Annotated in this window: 18 protein-coding genes; 16 read left to right on the forward strand and 2 right to left on the reverse strand. The window is 56.3% G+C overall.

The window, feature by feature from the left end; all coding sequences use genetic code 11:
- Positions 1-32 precede the first annotated feature (32 nt).
- The 11 genes from GSUB_RS04955 (at position 33) to GSUB_RS05005 (ending at position 13,976) form a co-directional block, all read left to right on the forward strand.
- Positions 33-1,382 carry a DUF1015 domain-containing protein gene (locus GSUB_RS04955; protein ID WP_040199507.1) on the forward strand — a complete coding sequence of 450 codons (1,350 nt, stop codon included), beginning with the start codon at positions 33-35 and terminating at the stop codon, positions 1,380-1,382.
- 93 nt (positions 1,383-1,475) lie between these two features.
- Positions 1,476-3,659, forward strand: a complete 2,184-nt coding sequence (gene rnr, locus GSUB_RS04960; protein ID WP_052464565.1) for a ribonuclease R — start codon at positions 1,476-1,478, stop codon at positions 3,657-3,659.
- 15 nt (positions 3,660-3,674) lie between these two features.
- Positions 3,675-4,640, forward strand: a complete 966-nt coding sequence (locus GSUB_RS04965; RefSeq protein WP_040199508.1) for a bifunctional riboflavin kinase/FAD synthetase — start codon at positions 3,675-3,677, stop codon at positions 4,638-4,640.
- Positions 4,637-5,542, forward strand: coding sequence for a shikimate dehydrogenase (gene aroE, locus GSUB_RS04970; RefSeq protein WP_235269911.1), 906 nt, complete (start codon positions 4,637-4,639; stop codon positions 5,540-5,542). The genes GSUB_RS04965 and aroE overlap by 4 nt, the downstream gene beginning before the upstream one ends.
- A gap of 63 nt (positions 5,543-5,605) precedes the next feature.
- The gene (gene pilB / locus GSUB_RS04975) at positions 5,606-7,306 is read left to right on the forward strand and encodes a type IV-A pilus assembly ATPase PilB (protein ID WP_040199509.1); all 1,701 of its coding nucleotides are present in this window, start codon (positions 5,606-5,608) and stop codon (positions 7,304-7,306) included.
- Between the two features lie 275 nt (positions 7,307-7,581).
- Entirely contained in the window at positions 7,582-8,700 is a 1,119-nt protein-coding gene (locus GSUB_RS04980; RefSeq protein ID WP_040199510.1) for a type IV pilus twitching motility protein PilT, read from the forward strand.
- Positions 8,701-8,730: 30 nt separating this feature from the next.
- A complete protein-coding gene (locus GSUB_RS04985) occupies positions 8,731-9,948 on the forward strand; it encodes a type II secretion system F family protein (protein ID WP_040199511.1) in 1,218 nt (405 codons plus the stop codon).
- A 14-nt stretch (positions 9,949-9,962) separates the two neighbouring features.
- Positions 9,963-11,615: a two-component system sensor histidine kinase NtrB gene (locus GSUB_RS04990; protein WP_052464567.1), complete on the forward strand. Its 1,653-nt coding sequence runs from the start codon at positions 9,963-9,965 to the stop codon at positions 11,613-11,615.
- A 46-nt stretch (positions 11,616-11,661) separates the two neighbouring features.
- Positions 11,662-13,059, forward strand: coding sequence for a sigma-54-dependent transcriptional regulator (locus GSUB_RS04995; protein WP_040199512.1), 1,398 nt, complete (start codon positions 11,662-11,664; stop codon positions 13,057-13,059).
- A 370-nt stretch (positions 13,060-13,429) separates the two neighbouring features.
- Entirely contained in the window at positions 13,430-13,699 is a 270-nt protein-coding gene (locus tag GSUB_RS05000) for a type II toxin-antitoxin system Phd/YefM family antitoxin (RefSeq protein ID WP_040199514.1), read from the forward strand.
- Entirely contained in the window at positions 13,662-13,976 is a 315-nt protein-coding gene (locus GSUB_RS05005; protein WP_052464569.1) for a type II toxin-antitoxin system RelE/ParE family toxin, read from the forward strand. Before GSUB_RS05000 ends, GSUB_RS05005 begins: the two co-directional genes overlap by 38 nt.
- 45 nt (positions 13,977-14,021) lie before the next feature.
- On the opposite strand, the gene GSUB_RS05010 is transcribed toward GSUB_RS05005, so the two are convergent.
- Positions 14,022-14,447 carry a putative toxin-antitoxin system toxin component, PIN family gene (locus GSUB_RS05010; protein WP_040199517.1) on the reverse strand — a complete coding sequence of 142 codons (426 nt, stop codon included), beginning with the start codon at positions 14,445-14,447 and terminating at the stop codon, positions 14,022-14,024.
- A complete protein-coding gene (locus GSUB_RS05015) occupies positions 14,444-14,683 on the reverse strand; it encodes a ribbon-helix-helix protein, CopG family (RefSeq protein WP_040199520.1) in 240 nt (79 codons plus the stop codon). Before GSUB_RS05015 ends, GSUB_RS05010 begins: the two co-directional genes overlap by 4 nt.
- 836 nt (positions 14,684-15,519) lie before the next feature.
- Here GSUB_RS05015 and GSUB_RS19870 point away from each other — a divergent pair.
- The 5 genes from GSUB_RS19870 (at position 15,520) to GSUB_RS05040 (ending at position 18,753) form a co-directional block, all read left to right on the forward strand.
- On the forward strand, positions 15,520-15,759 hold the full coding sequence (locus GSUB_RS19870; protein WP_040199521.1) for a type IV pilin protein: 240 nt from the start codon (positions 15,520-15,522) through the stop codon (positions 15,757-15,759).
- 36 nt (positions 15,760-15,795) lie between these two features.
- On the forward strand, positions 15,796-16,161 hold the full coding sequence (locus tag GSUB_RS05025; protein ID WP_040199522.1) for a hypothetical protein: 366 nt from the start codon (positions 15,796-15,798) through the stop codon (positions 16,159-16,161).
- 170 nt (positions 16,162-16,331) lie between these two features.
- Positions 16,332-17,081, forward strand: coding sequence for an ABC transporter ATP-binding protein (locus tag GSUB_RS05030; RefSeq protein WP_040199524.1), 750 nt, complete (start codon positions 16,332-16,334; stop codon positions 17,079-17,081).
- On the forward strand, positions 17,078-17,893 hold the full coding sequence (locus GSUB_RS05035; protein ID WP_052464571.1) for an ABC transporter permease: 816 nt from the start codon (positions 17,078-17,080) through the stop codon (positions 17,891-17,893). Before GSUB_RS05030 ends, GSUB_RS05035 begins: the two co-directional genes overlap by 4 nt.
- Entirely contained in the window at positions 17,893-18,753 is an 861-nt protein-coding gene (locus GSUB_RS05040) for a hypothetical protein (protein ID WP_040199525.1), read from the forward strand. The genes GSUB_RS05035 and GSUB_RS05040 overlap by 1 nt, the downstream gene beginning before the upstream one ends.
- Positions 18,754-18,803: the final 50 nt, after the last annotated feature.

The raw sequence follows: 18,803 nt of genomic DNA on the forward strand, positions 1-18,803 counted from the left end.
CTTCCGAAAATTTCCTCTCAAGGAGACTTCCGATGGCTAAAATCGCTCCCTTTCGGGCGCTGCGGTACAACGCCGAAAAAATTGCTGATCTCAATAACGTCATGGCGCCCCCCTACGATGTGATTTCCCCGGCGCTTCAGGGCGAACTCTACCAGCGCGATCCCCACAACGTGGTTCGCCTGATCCTGGGCAAAACTGACGAAAAGGATACCGAGGCCGACAATCGCTACACCCGCGCGGCGCAGGATTTTTCTCAATGGCGGCAGGAAGAGGTTCTGACGCGGGATGCCGAGCCGTCCATCTATCTTTACGACCAGGAGTACCCGCTGGAGAACGGGGAGGTCGTGGTTCGCCAGGGATTTATGGCCCTGACCCGCATCGAGGACTTCTCCTCCGGCATGGTCAAGCCGCATGAAAAGACCCTCTCCGGGCCGAAAACGGACCGCCTCAATCTCACCCGCGCCTGCGGCGCCAATTTCAGCCCCATCTTCTCTATTTACAGTGATCCCTGCTGCGCGCTTGAATCCCTCAGCCGCAAGGAGCGCGAACGCGCACCCGACGTGGCGGTGACCGATGATGATGGCGTCAAGCACCGCCTGTGGCAGCTGTCCGACCCGGATCAGATCGCTAAAATCCGCAGCCTGATCGACAACAAGCCGCTGTTTATCGCCGACGGACATCACCGCTACGAGACCGCGATCAACTATCGCAATGAAATGCGCGAAAAGCACCCGGATTACAGCGGCAAAGAGCTTTTCAACTACGTGCTGATGTATTTCTCCAACATGGATGACAAGGGCATGCTCATCTTTCCCACCCATCGCCTGGTGCACGGTCTGCAATCGTTCAACCTTCCCGAACTGCTCGATGGACTTAAAACTTATTTCGAGGTCGAGGCGGCCGATTTCAACCCACTGGATACCACCGAGCGCCGCCGGGTTCGTGAGCGGTTGCAGGAAAAAGGCAAGCAGGCCCATGCGCTGGCGCTTTTTTCCGGCGGCGGCAAGGTCTATTACCTGACCCTGCGCGATGAGAGCATTATGGATGAATTTTTCGACGAGAAAAGCCCCAAGGCTCTCCGTACCCTGGATGTTTCGATTCTGCACCGGCTGATCTTTGAAAAGCTGCTGGGGATTGACCCGGAAGCGCAGGAAAAACAGACCAATCTCAAGTACGTCAAAAACTTCGATGAACCTTTTGAGTCCGTTGTGTCGGGGGAATTCCAGGCTGCTTTTCTGATGAATCCGCCGCGCATGTCCGAAGTTCGCGACGTGGCCAATGCCGGGGAAAAGATGCCGCAGAAATCGACCTATTTCTACCCCAAGCTGTTGACCGGCCTGGTAATCAATCCCATTGAAGAAGATGAAACGATTACCGAATAAAGACCTCTCTGGTATTCTGTATAAAAAACCCCGGCATGGATCTCTCCACCGGGGTTTCACCGTTCCCTTCATTTAAGGTCGGAGAAGGTCGTTATGAAAGTCACCGCACAGGAAGTCATTGATTTTTTCTCGGGTCGTGCTCGTCTGCCCCTTACGCCCGCAGAAATCGCCAGGCAGCTCGATGTGCCCAAGGGCGAGCGCAAGAAGCTTATGGCTCTTCTGGACGACCTTGTAGCCCAGAGCGCTTTGGTGCAGCTCAAAGGGCGGCGTTACGCCCTACCGCGCAAGGTCAGCCTGGTGACCGGCACGATCAGCATCCACCGTGACGGCTACGGTTTTGTGACGCCGGAGGCCGAGGAGGATGAAGAGCGGCGCAAGGATATCTTCATCCCCGCTCGTTTCGCCCGCGAGGCCATGCACGGCGACCAGGTTCTGGTCCGGGTGGAGCGCGGCGCCCGCACCGGCAAGCCTGAAGGGCGCATCGTGCGGGTTGTCAATCGCGCCCATCACACCGTGGTCGGGCGCTTTGAGCAGAGCCGCAAAATGGCGTACCTGATCCCCTCCGATCCGCGTCTGACCCAGGATGTCTTCATCCCCCGTGCCGCGCGGGGCAAGGCGAAGACCGGTCAGATCGTGGTGGCCCGCATCGATTCCTTCCCCAGCAAGAACCGTAACCCTGAAGGAACGGTGATCGAGGTGCTGGGCGAGGCCGGCGATCCGGAAGTCGAAGTGATGACCATCATCCATCAGCATGGCCTGCCGCATCGCTTTCCTGCATCGGTGCTGGCGGCGGCGCAGGAGATTCCGGACCAGGTCTCGCCGGAGGAGTTTGGCGGGCGCGAGGATCTGCGCGAGTTGATCACCATGACTATCGACGGTGAAACGGCCAAGGATTTCGATGACGCTGTTTCGGTGCGCGATGAGGGGGGAGGGCGGGTCCGCCTGTGGGTTTCCATCGCCGACGTGGGACATTACGTCAAACCGGGCAGCGAAATCGACCACGAAGCCTATGAACGCGGCACCAGCGTCTATTTCCCCGGCCGCTGCATCCCCATGCTGCCGGAAAAGCTCAGCAACGGCATCTGCTCCCTCAACCCGGATGTTGAACGTCTTGCGATGACGGCGGAGATGCTTTTCGACGGGTCCGGCAACCGCATTGAAAGCCGTTTCTATCCCTCCGTGATCCGCAGCGATGCCCGCCTGACCTACACCGAGGTGCGCGCCGTTCTGGAGGAGAACGGCTCTGAGGTCCTCAAGCGACATCCCGGCATCGAAGGGCCGCTTGCAATCATGAAGGTTCTTGCGCGGCGTCTGATGGACCGGCGCCGCAAACGCGGCAGCATCGACTTCGACCTGCCCGAAGCGGAGATCATTCTCGATCTGCAGGGGCGCATCGAGGATATCGTGCGCAGCGAGCGACATTTCGCCCATCGCTTGATCGAGGAGTTCATGCTGGCGGCCAACGAAGCCGTGGCGGGCTATCTCAGCGAGCGCGAACTGCCGCTTCTGTATCGCGTCCATGAAACGCCCGATCTTGAAAAATTGAAAAACTTTCAGGAGTTTGTGCGCCATTTCGGATTTGATCTCAGCCTGCGCGACGAGAAGGTTTCGCCGCGCGATCTGCAGAAAGTTCTCGACGCGGTGGAAGGGCGCCCTGAAGAGCGCATGATCAACCAGGTTCTGCTGCGCTGTATGAAGCAGGCCCGCTACGCACCTGAAAACGTCGGTCATTTCGGCCTGGCCGCCGACGATTACTGCCATTTCACCTCCCCGATCCGTCGCTATCCCGATCTTGTCGTGCATCGCATCCTGCGCGATGCCCTGGCGCCCGGCGGCCTCAGCGAGAAAAAGCGCGGCAAGCTCGAGCGCAACCTGCCGCGCATCGGCGAGCAGACGTCCGCCCGCGAGCGCAGAGCCATGGAAGCCGAACGCGACATCGTCGATCTGAAGAAATGCCAGTTCATGGTTCAGCATACCGGCGACAGTTTCGAGGGGATCATTTCAGGCGTGCAGGCGTTCGGGTTCTTCGTTGAGCTCAAGGAGTTCTTTGTGGAGGGGCTGGTTCATGTGTCTTCCCTGCACGATGATTTCTACCATTTTGAAGAAGAGATCCACCGCCTGTTGGGCGAAAACCACCGGCGCGTCTACCAGATCGGTTCCGAGGTGCGGGTGCGCGTCGAGCATGTGGACCTGGAGCGCCGTCAGATCGACTTTGTTCTGGATGCAGACGCGACTAAGGACGCGGACGCTGCGGACGATGATAAACCCTCCTCATAACAACGGCTGTTCACGATGAAGACCATTACTGATTTGTCCCGCATTAAAGAGCCGTTCCCCAACGCTGTGGTGACTCTTGGCAATTTCGACGGCGTTCACCTTGGGCACCGGGAAATTTTCCATCATGTGATCGATAAGGCGCGCGAAGCCGACGGGACCGCGATTGTATTCAGTTTCCATCCGCATCCTCTCAAGGTTCTTGATCCCCGGCGGGAGTTGAAACTGCTCAACACCTACGACGAGAAAGTACGCCTGGTCGCCGCATCCGGGGTTGATGTGCTGATCTGCCCGACCTTCACCAGGGAATTCGCGGCCATGCGCCCGGAGCAGTTTGTTCATGACATCCTGGTTGAACGCATCGGTGCGCGCCGCATCGTGGTCGGCTACGATTACCGTTTCGGCCGTGGGCGACAGGGAGACGCGGATTTTCTTGAACAGCTCGGGTGTCGGCTCGGCTTCGAGGTGGATGTCCTCTCGCCCATCTCGCGCGACGGTGTCATCTACAGCTCCTCGCGAATCCGCGAAATGATCGCCTGCGGCGAGGTGGATCAGGTCGTTGCTCTTCTTGGCCGACAGTACAACCTGGAAGGGCAGGTGGTCCATGGCGACCACCGCGGAAGAGAGCTTGGCTTCCCGACCGCCAACCTGGTGACGGAGAAGGAGATGCTTCCCGCGCCGGGTGTCTACGCGGTGAAAGCGCGCCATGGCCGGCGTCTCTACGATGCGGTGGTCAATATCGGTCGTAAACCCACCTTTGAAGGTTCGGCTCAGACCATCGAAGTGCATCTGCTCGGTTTCGAAGGCAGCCTTTACGGGGAAAGGCTGCGGATCTATTTTTTCCAGAGATTGCGCCCGGAAAAGAAGTTCTCCGGTGTTGACTCCCTGATCGAGGCCATTCGCCAGGACGTCGCTCACGCTCGTGAAGTGTTGAAGAATGAACGGGTTATCGGCTACCGCGAATATCTGAGGCGCGAGCGATGAACGGGACAACCGAGGAGATCTGCATTCGCGGAACCACCCGCGTTTTCGGGATATTCGGGGACCCTGTCGCTCATTCGCTGTCTCCGGTCATGCAGAACGCCGCTTTTGAAAAGGCCCGGATCGACGCGGTCTATGTGCCTTTCCACGTGCGGCCACACCAGCTTGCAGCTGCGGTGGCCGGTTTGCGGTCCCTCGGCATCGCCGGTCTCAACGTGACCGTTCCGCATAAGGAGAAGGTCCTTGACCTGCTGGATGACGTGGATGCCAACGCGCGGCTGATCGGAGCGGTCAATACCATCCTCCATCGCGACGGTCGGCTTTTTGGCTATAACACGGATGGAGTCGGATTATTGGAGGCTCTGCGCACGGAACTCGATTTTGATCCTGCGGGCAGCCGCGTGTTGCTACTGGGGGCCGGTGGAGCCTGCCGTGCTGCAGCAGTGGCCCTTTGTTACGCCGGAGCAAAACGCATTGACTGGGTTAATCGCACCGCACAACGGGCACAGAAGCTGGCGGATGAATTCTCGGCGCATTTTCCAGGCACAGCATTTGCAACATATCCCTGGGATTTTCAGGAACCGTCGACATTCCCGGCGGCGGCCCTGGCCGAGGTCGATCTGGTGATCAACACCACGACTCTCGGCTTGAAGGGCGAGCGCATCGCGCTGCCCTGGCATCTGCTGTCCCCCCAGGTCCGCATTTACGATATGGTGTACGCTTCCGAAAAGACGCCCCTGTGCGAGCAGGCCGGTCTCCATGGCTGCCGGGCCGCTGACGGATTGAGCATGCTGGTGGGGCAGGGCGAGCACGCATTTCGGATCTGGACCGGCGTCCCCGCGCCTGCCGGCGTCATGAAAAACCGGCTTTTGGCGGTGCTGCATGACAAAAAGCATCCGTCTTGACAGTTGACAATTAAAAATTTATTATAATATGTCGAAAATTCAAAGAGGGGCAATTTTAGATTTATGACCCGCAATCGACTTGGAGAGCTTCTGGTTCGCAGCCAATTGATCACCGACGATCAACTGGCTCAGGCCATCGAGGATCAGAAAAAACAGGGAGGGCGCCTCGGCTCCTGCCTGATCAAGCTCGGTTTTATCCAGGATGATGAACTGGCCTCCTTCCTTTCGAAGCAGTACGGGGTTCCTTCAATCAACCTCGAAGAGTTTGATATCGACCCCGTCATTCTGCGCCTGATCCCGCCAGATGTTGCGCAGAAATACCAGGTCATTCCGGTCAACCGTGCCGGAGCCACCCTGATCGTCGCCATGAGCGACCCTTCCAACATCTTCGCCATTGACGATATCAAGTTCATGACCGGCTATAACATCGAAGTCGTGGTGGCGCCTGATGCCGCCATCAAGGCGGCGATCGATCAGTATTACGATCAGAGCGCCACCCTGGCCGATGTTATGGAGGGTCTCGACGATATTGATCTTGAGGTGGTTGATGAAGATGACAAGTTCGATGTGCGCGAGCTTGAAAAAGCGACCGAAGATGCGCCCGTCGTCAAGCTGGTCAATCTGATCCTCACCGACGCCATCAAAAAGAAGGCCTCGGATATCCATATCGAACCCTACGAAACAGTCTTCCGGGTGCGCTATCGCATTGACGGTGTGCTGTATGAAGTGATGAAGCCGCCCATGAAGCTCAAAAACGCGATTACCTCCCGCCTCAAAATCATGGCTGAGATGGATATCGCCGAGCGGCGTCTGCCCCAGGACGGCCGCATCAAGATCAAGCTGCCCGGCGGCAAGGACATGGATTTCCGGGTCAACTGCATGCCGACCCTCTTTGGGGAAAAGGTTGTCCTGCGTCTGCTTGACAAGGGCAACCTTCAGCTCGACATGACTAAATTGGGCTATGAGGAGAAGGCGCTTAAATGGTTCAAGAAAGAGATCCACAAACCGTTCGGCATGGTTTTGGTCACCGGGCCGACGGGTTCCGGCAAGACGGTTTCTCTTTATTCTGCGCTGAGTGAACTCAACAAGGTCAGCGATAATATCTCGACCGCCGAGGATCCGGTGGAATTCAACTTCGCCGGTATCAACCAGGTGCAGATGCATGAGGAGATCGGCCTCAATTTCGCCGCGGCGCTGCGCGCCTTCCTGCGTCAGGACCCGGACATCATCATGATCGGTGAGATTCGCGATTTCGAGACCGCCGAGATCGGGGTCAAGGCCGCGCTGACCGGTCATATGGTGCTCTCAACCCTGCACACCAACGACGCGCCGAGCACCATCAACCGTCTGCTGAATATGGGGATTGAACCATTCCTGGTCGCGTCGGCGGTTAATCTGATTACCGCACAGCGCCTGGCGCGACGGGTCTGCCCCGAGTGCAAAGAGCCTGAGGATATCCCCAAGCAGTCCCTTATCGAGGCGGGTGTCCCCGGTGATGAAGTCGACGGCATCGTCTGCTACCGGGGCATGGGATGCTCCCACTGCAACAAGACCGGCTATCGCGGCCGGGTTGGCTTGTACCAGGTCATGCCCATGTTCGAGGAGATTCGCGAAATGGTTCTGGCTGGGGCCAATACCGCTGAAATCAAGCGCGAATCCATGCGGTTGGGGGTCAAGACCATGCGGCAGTCGGCATTGACCAAGCTGCAGGAAGGGGTGGTTTCTTTTGAAGAGGTCCTGCGCTGCACCATTGCCGATGACTGATGGCGTCGCAAAAATTCCGCCCTACGGCGTTACGGCGTTTTTTCAGGACCTCGACATACTGATGTATGCCTTCGCCCCTGAAAAAACACCAGGCCTTGCAGGACGAAATTTTTGCTTAGCCATTTTCTGAATTTTCGTGAGTACATCATGATTGATCGGGGCCGTATTGATCAACGCCAATCTCCCTCACCCCGGCCATCTCCCGCTGGGAGAGGGGGAAGTGCGGCAGGGGCGAACGGGAGAGATCACATTCATTCAATGACACAGGGAGTGCCATGTCCGCCAATATTCATCAATTGCTGAAAACCATGGTCGAGCAGGGCGCGTCGGACCTCCATATCTCGACCGCGACCCCGCCGCAGCTGCGCATCGACGGCAAAGTGATGCCCATGAAATTGCCGCCTATGACGCCGGCGGAAACCAAGCAGTTGTGCTACAACATTCTGACGGATGCCCAGAAACGCAAATTCGAGGAGGAAAGCGAACTCGATTTTTCCTTCGGCGTCAAGGGATTGTCCCGTTTCCGCGGTAATCTGTTCATGCAGCGTGGCGCAGTGGCGGGCGCGTTCCGCATGATTCCCTACAAGATCCTCACTTATGATGAACTCGGCCTGCCGCCGGTGGTCAAGGAGATCTCGCGCAAGCCGCGCGGACTGATCCTGGTCACAGGCCCGACCGGCAGCGGCAAGTCGACCACCCTGGCTTCAATGATCGATCAGATCAACGAGGAACGCCAGGATCACATCATCACGATTGAAGATCCCATCGAGTACCTGCACTCCCATAAGCGCTGCCTGGTGAATCAGCGTGAGGTCGGTGCCGATACCGACTCCTTTAAAAAGGCCCTCAAGCACATTCTGCGTCAGGATCCGGACGTCGTGCTGCTGGGGGAGCTGCGGGACCTTGAAACGATCGAGGCCGCTTTGACCATTGCCGAAACCGGCCACCTCTGCTTCGCCACCCTGCACACCAACGGCTGCGTGCAGACCATCAACCGTGTGATCGACGTCTTCCCTACCAGCCAGCAGACCCAGGTGCGCGCACAACTGTCGTTCGTACTCGAAGGCGTCATTTCACAGACCCTGCTGCCGAAAGCCTCTGGCCGCGGCCGTGCTCTCGCATTGGAAATCATGGTGCCCAACGCGGCGATCCGCAACCTGATCCGCGAGGACAAGGTGCATCAGATCTATTCGCAGATGCAGATGGGGCAGGAAAAATACGGCATGCAGACACTTAATCAATCCCTTTTCATGCTTTATCACAAAAAAATCATCACTCTCGATGATGCTCTGAACAGGTCGTCCGATCATGAGGAGCTGCGCCAGATGGTGGCCAACCCCGCCTCCGTGCTCAAACGCATGGGGCCCGGCTCCGCACCGCGGGCGAACGGATGACGACAACATCGATCATCATGAGGTCGGACAATGGCTAAATTTGCCTGGGAAGGAAAAACACGGGCCGGACAGGTCCAGAAAGGCGAAATGGAAGGGCCGAATCAGGCCGCCGTTTCTGCAACCCTGCGTCGCCAGGGGATCATGCCCTCCAACATCAAGGAGCGCGGCAAGGGACTGGACCGCGACCTCAAGATCCCTGGTATGGAGCCCAAGGTCACCACCAAGGACCTGGTGGTATTCACCCGCCAGTTCGCCACCATGATCGATGCAGGTCTTCCGCTGGTGCAGTGTCTCGATATCCTGGGACGCCAGCAGGACAACAAGACCTTCAAGAAGATGCTGGTCCAGGTCAAGGAGGATGTCGAAGCCGGCTCGACTTTTGCCGATGCCTTGAAGAAACATCCCAAGGCATTCGACGAATTGTACGTCAACCTGGTGGCGGCCGGTGAGGTCGGCGGTATCCTCGATACGATTCTCAACCGTCTGGCGGCTTATATCGAAAAAGCCCTCAAGCTCAAGAAACAGATCAAGGGAGCGATGACCTACCCCGCGACCGTTGTAGGAATCGCATTTGTCGTGATTGCGGTCATCCTGGTATTCGTTATCCCGACATTCGAGCAGATGTTCGCCGATTTCGGCGGCGCGCTGCCTGCCCCGACCCAGTTCGTCATTAACCTGAGCAATTTTGTGCAGGATTATATCCTCGCGATCATCGGAGGCATCATTATTTCGATTTTCGCCTTCAAGAGGATCTACCGCACCCAGAAGGGGCGTGCGAAGATCGATGATTGGGCCCTGAAGCTGCCGATCTTCGGCCCCTTGATCCGCAAGGCGGCGGTGGCTAAATTCACCCGCACCCTGGGCACCATGATCAGCTCAGGCGTGCCGATTCTCGACGGCCTCGACATTGTGGCCAAGACCGCAGGCAACAAAACCGTTGAAAAGGCGATCTACAAAGTGCGCCAGAGCATCAGCGAGGGCAAGACCATTGCCGAGCCTCTTGAGCAATCCGGCGTCTTTCCTCCCATGGTGTGCCAGATGATCGCGGTCGGCGAGCAGTCGGGCGCCATCGATACCATGCTCAACAAGATCGCCGATTTCTACGACGATGAAGTCGATGATGCCGTTTCGGCGCTGACCTCCATGCTCGAACCGCTGCTCATGCTGTTTCTCGGCACGACGGTCGGTGGCCTTGTCATTGCCATGTATCTGCCGATCTTCAAACTGGCCGGCACCGTCGGTGGTTGACAGCGGAACCTGTCATGGATGATGCGGTCCTCGCGACGGGTCGGCCCGGGCCGACCCGTTCGCAGTTGAGCTGGTTTCTATTTCTGCGCGTTGTCGTCATCTCGCTATTTCTCGGCGGGATGATCGTTTATCAGCTCAGCGCCCGTCTTGCCGTCGACCATCCCACTCTTGACATCCTGTTCGCGCTGGTGGGGCTTTCCTACCTGCAAGCCATCGTTTCGGCACTGCTGCTGACCCGTGTGCGCCGTCTGACGACTTTCACCCAGGTGCAGATCGTCTGGGACCTGCTGTTTGTGACTGCCCTGATTTATCTCAGCGGCGGGCAGGACAGCATTTTTTCATTTCTGTATATCCTGATTATCATCGGCAGTGCGTTCCTGATGGCACGGCGCGACGCCTTTGTGGTCGCTTCCGCCGCCTCTATTCTTTACGGCAGCCTGCTCGATCTGCAGTATTTCGGCTACCTGCCGGAGCTCGGCGGGCTGCATTTCCCCGCTCAAGGGGACGGCCGCCAGATTTTTTTCGCCCTGTTCGTCAACGTCGTCGCGTTTTTTCTGACCGCTTTTCTGGCAGGTACTCTTTCGGAGCGGTTGCGCCTCAGCCAACAGGCGCTGGTGCGGCGCGAGATCGATTATGAGGAACTGGAAAACCTCAACCGCGCCATTCTCGCCAACATCGGCAGCGGATTGCTGATGGTCAACCGCCAGGGGCGGATCCGCTCCTTCAATGCGGCGGGCACGCGCATTACCGGCTATCGGCTGGAAGAGGTCTATGACCGGGATGTTCGCCAGGTCTTTCCAGCCCTCGACGTTTTTACCGGCGAGATCAAGCCGGTCACGCGCGGAGAATGCCTTTTAACCGCTAAAAACGGCAATCGGCATACCATCGGCTACGATGCCGCCTACCTGCGTGATCGCAGCGGGGCGATCCTTGGTCTGCTGGTGACCTTTCAGGACCTGAGTCACGTCAAGGAAATGGAAGCCCGCCTGCAGCGCGCCGATCGGCTGGCGGCGGTGGGGCGGCTGGCGTCGGGCATGGCCCATGAGATTCGCAATCCCCTGGCTTCCATCAGCGGCTCCGTGCAACTGTTGATGGAAACCGAGGGCCTCTCCGAGCCGGACCGGCGGTTGATGAGTATCGTGGTGCGCGAAGCCGACCGCCTCAGCGGGCTTCTGACCGATTTTCTTCATTATGCCCGCCCCGGCAACCCGCTCAAAGAAAAGGTCGATGTGGCGCAACTCTTTGATGAGTTGGCCGATCTTCTCATGGCGGATGAGCGCTTTTGTGATATAGAGATTGACGGGCAGTATCCCCGGCCTTGTTTTTTTGAACTCGATGTCAAACAGATGCGCCAGGTGTTGTGGAACCTGAGCGTAAATGCCAGTGAAGCCATGGAGCGACACGGCCGGCTCACTTTTCTGGCTGATTCGGAAAAAAGCCTGATCGCTATCGAAGACACAGGCCCAGGCATCCCGCAGGATATTCGGCAGAAGATCTTCGACCCCTTTTTTACCACCAAGGATTCCGGCACCGGCCTCGGCCTGGCGACCGTGCATGCCGTGGTGGAGAGTCACGGTGGAGAAGTGTTGGCACTTGAAGGGAAAGCGGGCGGCGCCCGCTTTGAAATTCACCTGCCGCAGAGAACCGGGCACGAAGCGAAACTGTGAATTCAATTCCACTCTCAGGGTGGTGTCATAAACGGAGACATAACTTTTGGAAAAGCAGCAGTACCGCATACTGGTCGTAGATGATGAAGAAAGTATTCGTGAAGTTCTTTCCATCATGCTCCATCGTGAAGGGTATGGTGTCGACGCCGTTGCCGATGGTGCCCAGGCGCTGGCGCGACTGGCCGAGCAGAGCTACGACCTGATTATCAGCGATGTCAAAATGCCCAAAGTGACGGGTTTTGAACTGCTCGCCCACGTCCGCGAGACCATGCCCGATACGGTTGTGATCATGATCACCGCTTTTTCCTCCACGGAAGAGGCGGTCGAGGCCATGAAAAAAGGGGCCTACGACTATATCACCAAGCCTTTCAAAAATGAGGAAATCCGCCTCATCGTCAAGAATGCCCTGGAGCGCAAGGCTCTGCGCCAGAGCCGCAAAGCGGGGGCCGCACAAGATCGTCGAGACGGGTTCGGCAACCTGGTCGGGCGCAGCCGCAAGATGCAGGCGCTCTACGACCTGATCGAAAAAGTGGCCGGCACCCGCGCCAACATTCTGATTACCGGGGAAAGCGGCACCGGCAAGGAAGTGGTCGCCAAGGCCATTCACTACAACAGCGACCGGCGCGACATGCCGTTTATTCCCATCAATTGCGGCGCCATCCCCGAAAACCTGCTGGAAAGTGAGCTGTTCGGCCACGAAAAAGGCTCGTTCACCGGTGCCGTCAGCCAGAAGCCCGGCCTGTTCGAGATCGCCAATCAGGGCACGCTATTTCTGGATGAAATCGGCGAATTGCCGGCCATGATGCAGGTCAAGCTGCTGCGGGTCATTCAGGAGAGAGAATTCCGAAGGGTCGGCGGCACCAAGGATATCCGCTGCAATGTGCGAGTGATTGCCGCGACCAACAAGGATCTGGACGTTGAAGTTGCAGACGGCCGTTTCCGCGAAGACCTTTTTTACCGCCTCAATGTCATCCGCATCGAACTGCCCCCCCTCAGGGAGCGCCGTGATGATATCCCGCTGCTGATCACCCACTTCTATCACAAGCTGACCGGGCGGGAAAATCCCGAGATAGAGGAAAAGGCCATACGCCGGCTGGTGGAATACCACTGGCCGGGCAATATCCGTGAACTTGAAAACGTCATCGAGCGCTGCGTGGTGCTAGGAGGCTCCGAACGCTTAACCGCCGATATGCTGCCGTCCCAGTTTCAGGGTGGAGTCGTCCCGGGCAGTGGCACCGGCGGGGGAGGGCGCCTGTCGGAAATCCCCGATTCCGGGTTCGATATCGACGCCTACCTGGGCGAAATCGAAAAGGACATCCTCCTCAAGGCCCTCGACAAAACAAACGGCGTACGCAAAAAAGCCGCCGAACTTCTCGGCATCTCCTTCCGCTCCATCCGCTACCGCCTGGCCAAATTCGGTATATCGCCGGATGATGAGGGTTAGGGGGGAATCCCAAAAACCTGAAAAACCTTGAACCGTCCGTTCACATCGTTCACTCGAGAGCGCAGAGCACGCGGAGGAAAGCAGAGGAGGGTGGGGCAACATTTGGTAAGGGCGCAGCATGCTGCGCCCTTACATCCAAATACGCACCGGCGGGTCGCCCTTTTCGGTTATGCACCCCGTTTCCGTCAACCGTGCCATGCGGTGCCCTGCCGACATGGCCTGTTGATTCACCGGGATACCGTGTTGAACAAGGGCGACCCAGCGGGTCGCCCTGTTCCCGTTATGCACCCCGTTCCCTTTTCTGTGATTATATGGTACTGTTTCTGGTACCTTATTTTAAAATCCGCAAGGTCCACAAAGGAGTCTCGGTATGAATACCGTCCCTGCTCAGGAAGTCAAACGGCGAGGGTTTGCCGCTGTCGATGAACTGCTGGAAAAGGGTGACGTGCATGTCATCCGGAATAACAAGCCGCAGTATGTTGTCCTGACGGAAGAACGCTATCAGGAGTTGGTCGCGGAGGCGCAGGAAGCCTATCTGTCACGCGTGCGTGCCTCGCTGGAAGATGTGAAAGACGGGCGCGTCCGCAAGTTCGCCAACACGGATGATCTGCTGCAAGCGCTGGATACCGAGGAGGATTAGGGTGTACACCATTGTGACCCCGAAGCAGTTTCTGCGGCAGGCGCGAAAATTTTTCAAAAAGCATCCCGATCTCAAGCCAAAATTTGCCCAGGTTGTTCAAGACCTTCAAACTGACCCTTTCAATCCCCGCCTTGATCTGCATCCCCTAACAGGCAAGCTTTCCGGTCTACATGCCGTGCGGCTCAACTATAGCTACCGGATAACACTGACATTGCTCGTTTTGGAAGAGGAAATTGTCCTGCTTGATATCGGCAGTCATGATGAGGTTTATCGTTAGGTTGCGCTGGGGCCGGGCTGAAGGAGGGCGCAGCATGCTGCGCCCTTACGATGCAGAAAAGGTCTTTTCCAGAAACTCCCGGGGAGTCAGGATTTTTGTCCCCGGCGGAGGGTTTTCAAGAAGCAGTCGATCCCCGGTCACCAGCGTGGCATTTGGATGGCAGGCGAGGAGTGCCCACAAGTGGTTGTCGCCGGGGTCGGGCGCTTTGGCCTCCTTGTCGGGTTCGCGCCAGACGGCGCCGGCAGCCAGGTCTTCCAGAAGATCGTCAACCTCCTCAATCGAAAGACCATGTCGTGAGATTATGGCAGGGCGCAGAAGAACCAGGCGGTATTCAGCGAGGAGATCGGGCGACAGAAGATAAATGAAACGCCCGCTGAGCATACTATCCAGGATTCGAGCCGGGGGTGATTGATTGCCGGCGGTAAGCAGTCCGGCCACAACGACATTGGTGTCAATCACGACCGAGATCATTGGGGTCGCCGGACTTTGCGGGTCTCCGCGATCGCCAGATCCATCGCGTCCTGCTCTCTCATCTGCGCCTTCTGCCGTGCTTTCTCAACCAGTTTGGCCGCCGAAGCGCGATCACGGATTCCCCGGAAAATCAGGCTCTCTTCGATAATGGAATTGATTGAGCGCCCCTGGCGCGCAGCCGTCTCCTTGAGGGCGCGGTGCAGGTCGTCATCGAGGGTGATCGTTAGTCGGGACATGGCAGAACTCCTTTTTGTATGCACATAAACACCATAGCACATTTGTGCATAAACGGAAAATATCAGAATGGACAATCTCTCTTGCCATTGACAAATGCATCAATTGTAGGGGCGCAGCGTGCTGCGCCCTGTTCCCGTTACCCGATGGCTGTCGTGCCGCATTGATTTACCTGGGTGGCATGTTGGATCAGGGCACGGCGGTGCCGTGCCCTGGTTCCGTCATGTACCCCATTTCCGTCAACCGTGCCATGCGGTGCCCTGCCGACATGGCCTGTTGATCCACCGGTGTACCGTGTTGAACCAGGGCGACCCACCGGGTCGCCCCTACAATCCGGTATTAGCCAAGACGGTGACGTAGGGGCGCACCGCGTGCGCCCTTTTCCCGTTATGCACCCCATTCCCGTCAACCGTGCCATGCGGTGCCCTGCCGACATGGCACGTTGATCCACCGGGATACCGTGTTGAACCAGGGCGCACGTCGGTGCGCCCCTACGATCCGATATTCGAACCGGCAGTACCGTAAGGGCGCAGCATGCTGCGCCCCTGCATCACGGTCGGTGACAAATTGCGTCACCTCAGGTTGTCGCAAAATGTTTCCCGTCACCGTCTGCCGACACCACCGTTTCCCCGCCTTATCCTCTCTAAAACCCCTATCTCCCCGAAACACCACAAAAAAATATTATTTATGAACCTCTCCTTACGCCTTGGCACACCCATTGCTGATAGGTAAACCAGTATCGCAAGCAAGGATCGAGGTGCTCCGGACGCCTCGGGCTTTATTGGACGCAGCATTTAACAGCAGGACGGATTTTCAACCCAGAAAGGAGTTCAACCACATGTTGAAGAAATTCAGACTCAACAGAAACCAGAAAGGTTTCACTCTCATCGAGCTGCTGATCGTCGTCGCGATCATCGGCATCCTGGCCGCCATCGCCATCCCCCAGTTTGCCAGTTATCGTGAAAGGGCGTTTCACTCCGCTTCGCAAAGCGATTTGCGCAATTTCAAGACATCGATGGAAGCGTATTATGCTGAAAATCAAGAATACCCTGCCGCTTTTGTTGATGGGGCCAACTAAAAGAATTCAAACTACAAAGTGCTGGAGGTTATTAGTATGAAAAAAACATTGTTTTCCATAATTACGCTAGGGCTGCTTCTCCCGGGTAGTGTTTTTGCAGTAACACATACTATTGGGGGGGATGGTGATAAACAGTCCGCATATCTTGGCGATAAGACAGGTGAGCTGTTCCGGGTTTCCACCAATGTGGTCCTGGAGATAAACTCTACTACAGCAGATTACGCCGCTACTTCTGGACATTTGCAGGGCACAAAACAATATGGCACTACCAGTAGATTTAATGCCATCTTTGAAGGTGCGAAAGACAAAGGGTCCGGGCCAACAGAACCTAAAAGCGAGGTTGCCCTAGATACCTCTGTATTTACGGAATTCCCACCTGAAACTGATACCAACGGGGAATAACTAATTGAATGCTGGCAAGGTAAAGTTTATTTTCACGAATCCTAGATAGATTATTTCAAAAAACCCCCTGTCTTCACAGACAGGGGGTTTTTTGAAATTCTTTGTGGTATCGAATTTAGTTGGCTTTACTTAAACTTGGTGTAGCATTTTTTGATCCTAGGAAAGAACCTATGCCGCACATTGATTTTTTGCGCGTACATAAAACCTATAAATCCGGCTTGTTTAAAAAACCTGTTCAAGCGGTCACAGGCTTAACTGTTTCCATCGCACGGGGTGAAGTTTTTGGGCTTGTTGGGCCCAACGGTGCCGGGAAAAGCACAACAATTCGTATGTTGCTCAATTTAATTCGGCCGGACCATGGTGAGATCAGGGTCAACGGCGCGGCGACTGGACCCCGATCTTTTTTGCGTGATGTAGGCTACCTTCCTGAAAATCCATATTTGTACGATCACCTCACCTTACGCGAATTGCTTCTGTTCGCCGGGACGACAAGTGGGCTGAGACGATACCAGTCAGTCGAAAGGATCAGAACTCTGCCGCAGAAAATCGGTATTGGGTATGCGCTAGACAAACCATTACGAACTTTCTCAAAGGGAATGAGGCAGCGCGCGGGCTTATGTTTTGCACTTTTACATGATCCCTCCCTGATCATCCTTGACGAGCCGATGAGTGGGTTGGATCCGCTGGGCCGGCGGATGGTATGCGAACTTATCCTCGGGTTGAAAGAACAAGGCAAGACCATTTTTTTCTGTTCGCACATCCTGAGCGATGTAGAACGATTGTGTGATCGTATTGCCATTCTGGATAAGGGGCGGTTAGTGCGCAGTTTTACCGATTTAGAAATGGCGGTCTTTCGCAAGGGGGAGTCTGATTTGGAACAGGCCTTTGTAGAAATTGTGTCCGGGGGAGGGGGGCAATGATGCGGCGCGTATTTGCTTTGGCTGTGGTGACCTGTCGTGAGGGCCTGCGTGACCGGTCGCTGTATGGTATATTGCTCTTTTTACTGTTTACTCTTGGTTTGAATATCGCTGTCGCCGGGTTCTTTATGCGAGATTTAGGCAAGGTGACAGTGGACATGAACCTTGCGGCACTCTCGTTCGCCGGACTTCTGATTGTATTTTTTATCGGCATCAATCTGATGGCGAAGGATATTGACAAAAAAACCATTCATCTTGTGCTTTCCCGGCCTTTTTCGCGCGGGGAGTACATCTGGGGCAAGTTCGTCGGCCTTGTACTTCTGGTGCTGGCAGCCCTGGGGATTCTGCTTGTCTTTTCCATTTGCACCGTGGCGGTCGTGCGTGGATTGTATCCGGATTATTTCGGGGGTTTTACTTGGGCCATTTTCTTCTGGGCTGTTTTCTTCATTGCGATGCAGTTGGTTCTGCTTTGCGCCATCGTTGTTTTTTTCAGCGCAATTACAAGTTCTTCTTTTGTCACGCTAATTTTTTCCATGGCCAGTTACCTGGTAGGTATCTCGCTAGAAGAGGTTTTGTTTTATCTGAAGTCTCAGTCCGCCCAGGAACTCGAGATCTCAGAAAACCTTTTGCGGCTGCTGGAGGTGGTGAGTTGGCTAGTGCCAAATTTTGCCGCTTTTGATTTTAAATTAGAAGCAGCGCATGGATTGGGGCTGGAGTGGGCACGACTGGGAGTCAGCTGCGCCTATGGCTTGACCTATGTTGTGGTACTTTTGACTTTGGCTGCCATGCTTTTCAATCGGCGGGAGTTTAATTGATGCGTTGGCGCGGAACTGTTTTTGCTTTGTTGTTTCTAACGTTCATCCTGCCTATATATTTTGCTGCACAAAAAGGTTCCTGGAAACAGCAGGCCGAAGAGCGGCGCAGCATACAGGCAGGCTATGTAGTGCCGTCGGCTTTCAGCAGAATTCTGGCTTTTGGCTACCAGGGGCTGTTGAGTGATTATCAATTTTTGCGCACGATGTCTTTTTTTGGCACACGTGCAGTTGATCAGCAGCAAATGAGTGATGAAGACTGGGATTATCTTGCGGCTAGCCTTGATACGGTGACCGATCTCGACCCCTATTTTCTCGACCCCTACGTTCTGGGACAGGGGCTTCTGACCTGGGATGCGGGGCGGGTCGAGGCGGCCAATCGGCTGCTGGAAAAAGGGATGGAGCACCGCACCAGCGATTGGCGGATGCCGTTTTATGTCGGCTTCAACCATTTCTATTTCCTCGAAGATTACGCTAAAGGCGGCGAATACATCATGCGCGCCGCTCGCATGGAGGGCAGCCCCGGTTATCTGCCGACCCTGGCCGGGCGCCTGAGCTACTACGGCGGCCAGTCCAAAACCGGCCTGCTGTTCCTGCGTGAATTGCTGGCCGAATCCAACGACCCGCGCATGCGGGCGCGGCTCGAGATGCGGCTGACCGCGCTGGAGCGGGCGGTGATGCTGGAAGAGAAGCTGGCGACCTTTCGTGAAGAGCAGGGGCGTGCCGCCCGATCCCTCGACGAGTTGGTGCAGATCGGCTATCTCGACCAGCTCCCCCCCGACCCCTATGGAGGCCAGTGGATCATCCTCGAGTCCGGACGCGTCTTCAGCACCAGCCGCTTCGTGCCGATCGAGAAGGAATAACTGTTCCGATCCGCCTCCCCGCGCTTGACATCCCTCCCCAGCCCCTCTAA

The sequence above is a fragment of the Geoalkalibacter subterraneus genome, from assembly GCF_000827125.1.
GTDB lineage: Bacteria > Desulfobacterota > Desulfuromonadia > Desulfuromonadales > Geoalkalibacteraceae > Geoalkalibacter_A > Geoalkalibacter_A subterraneus.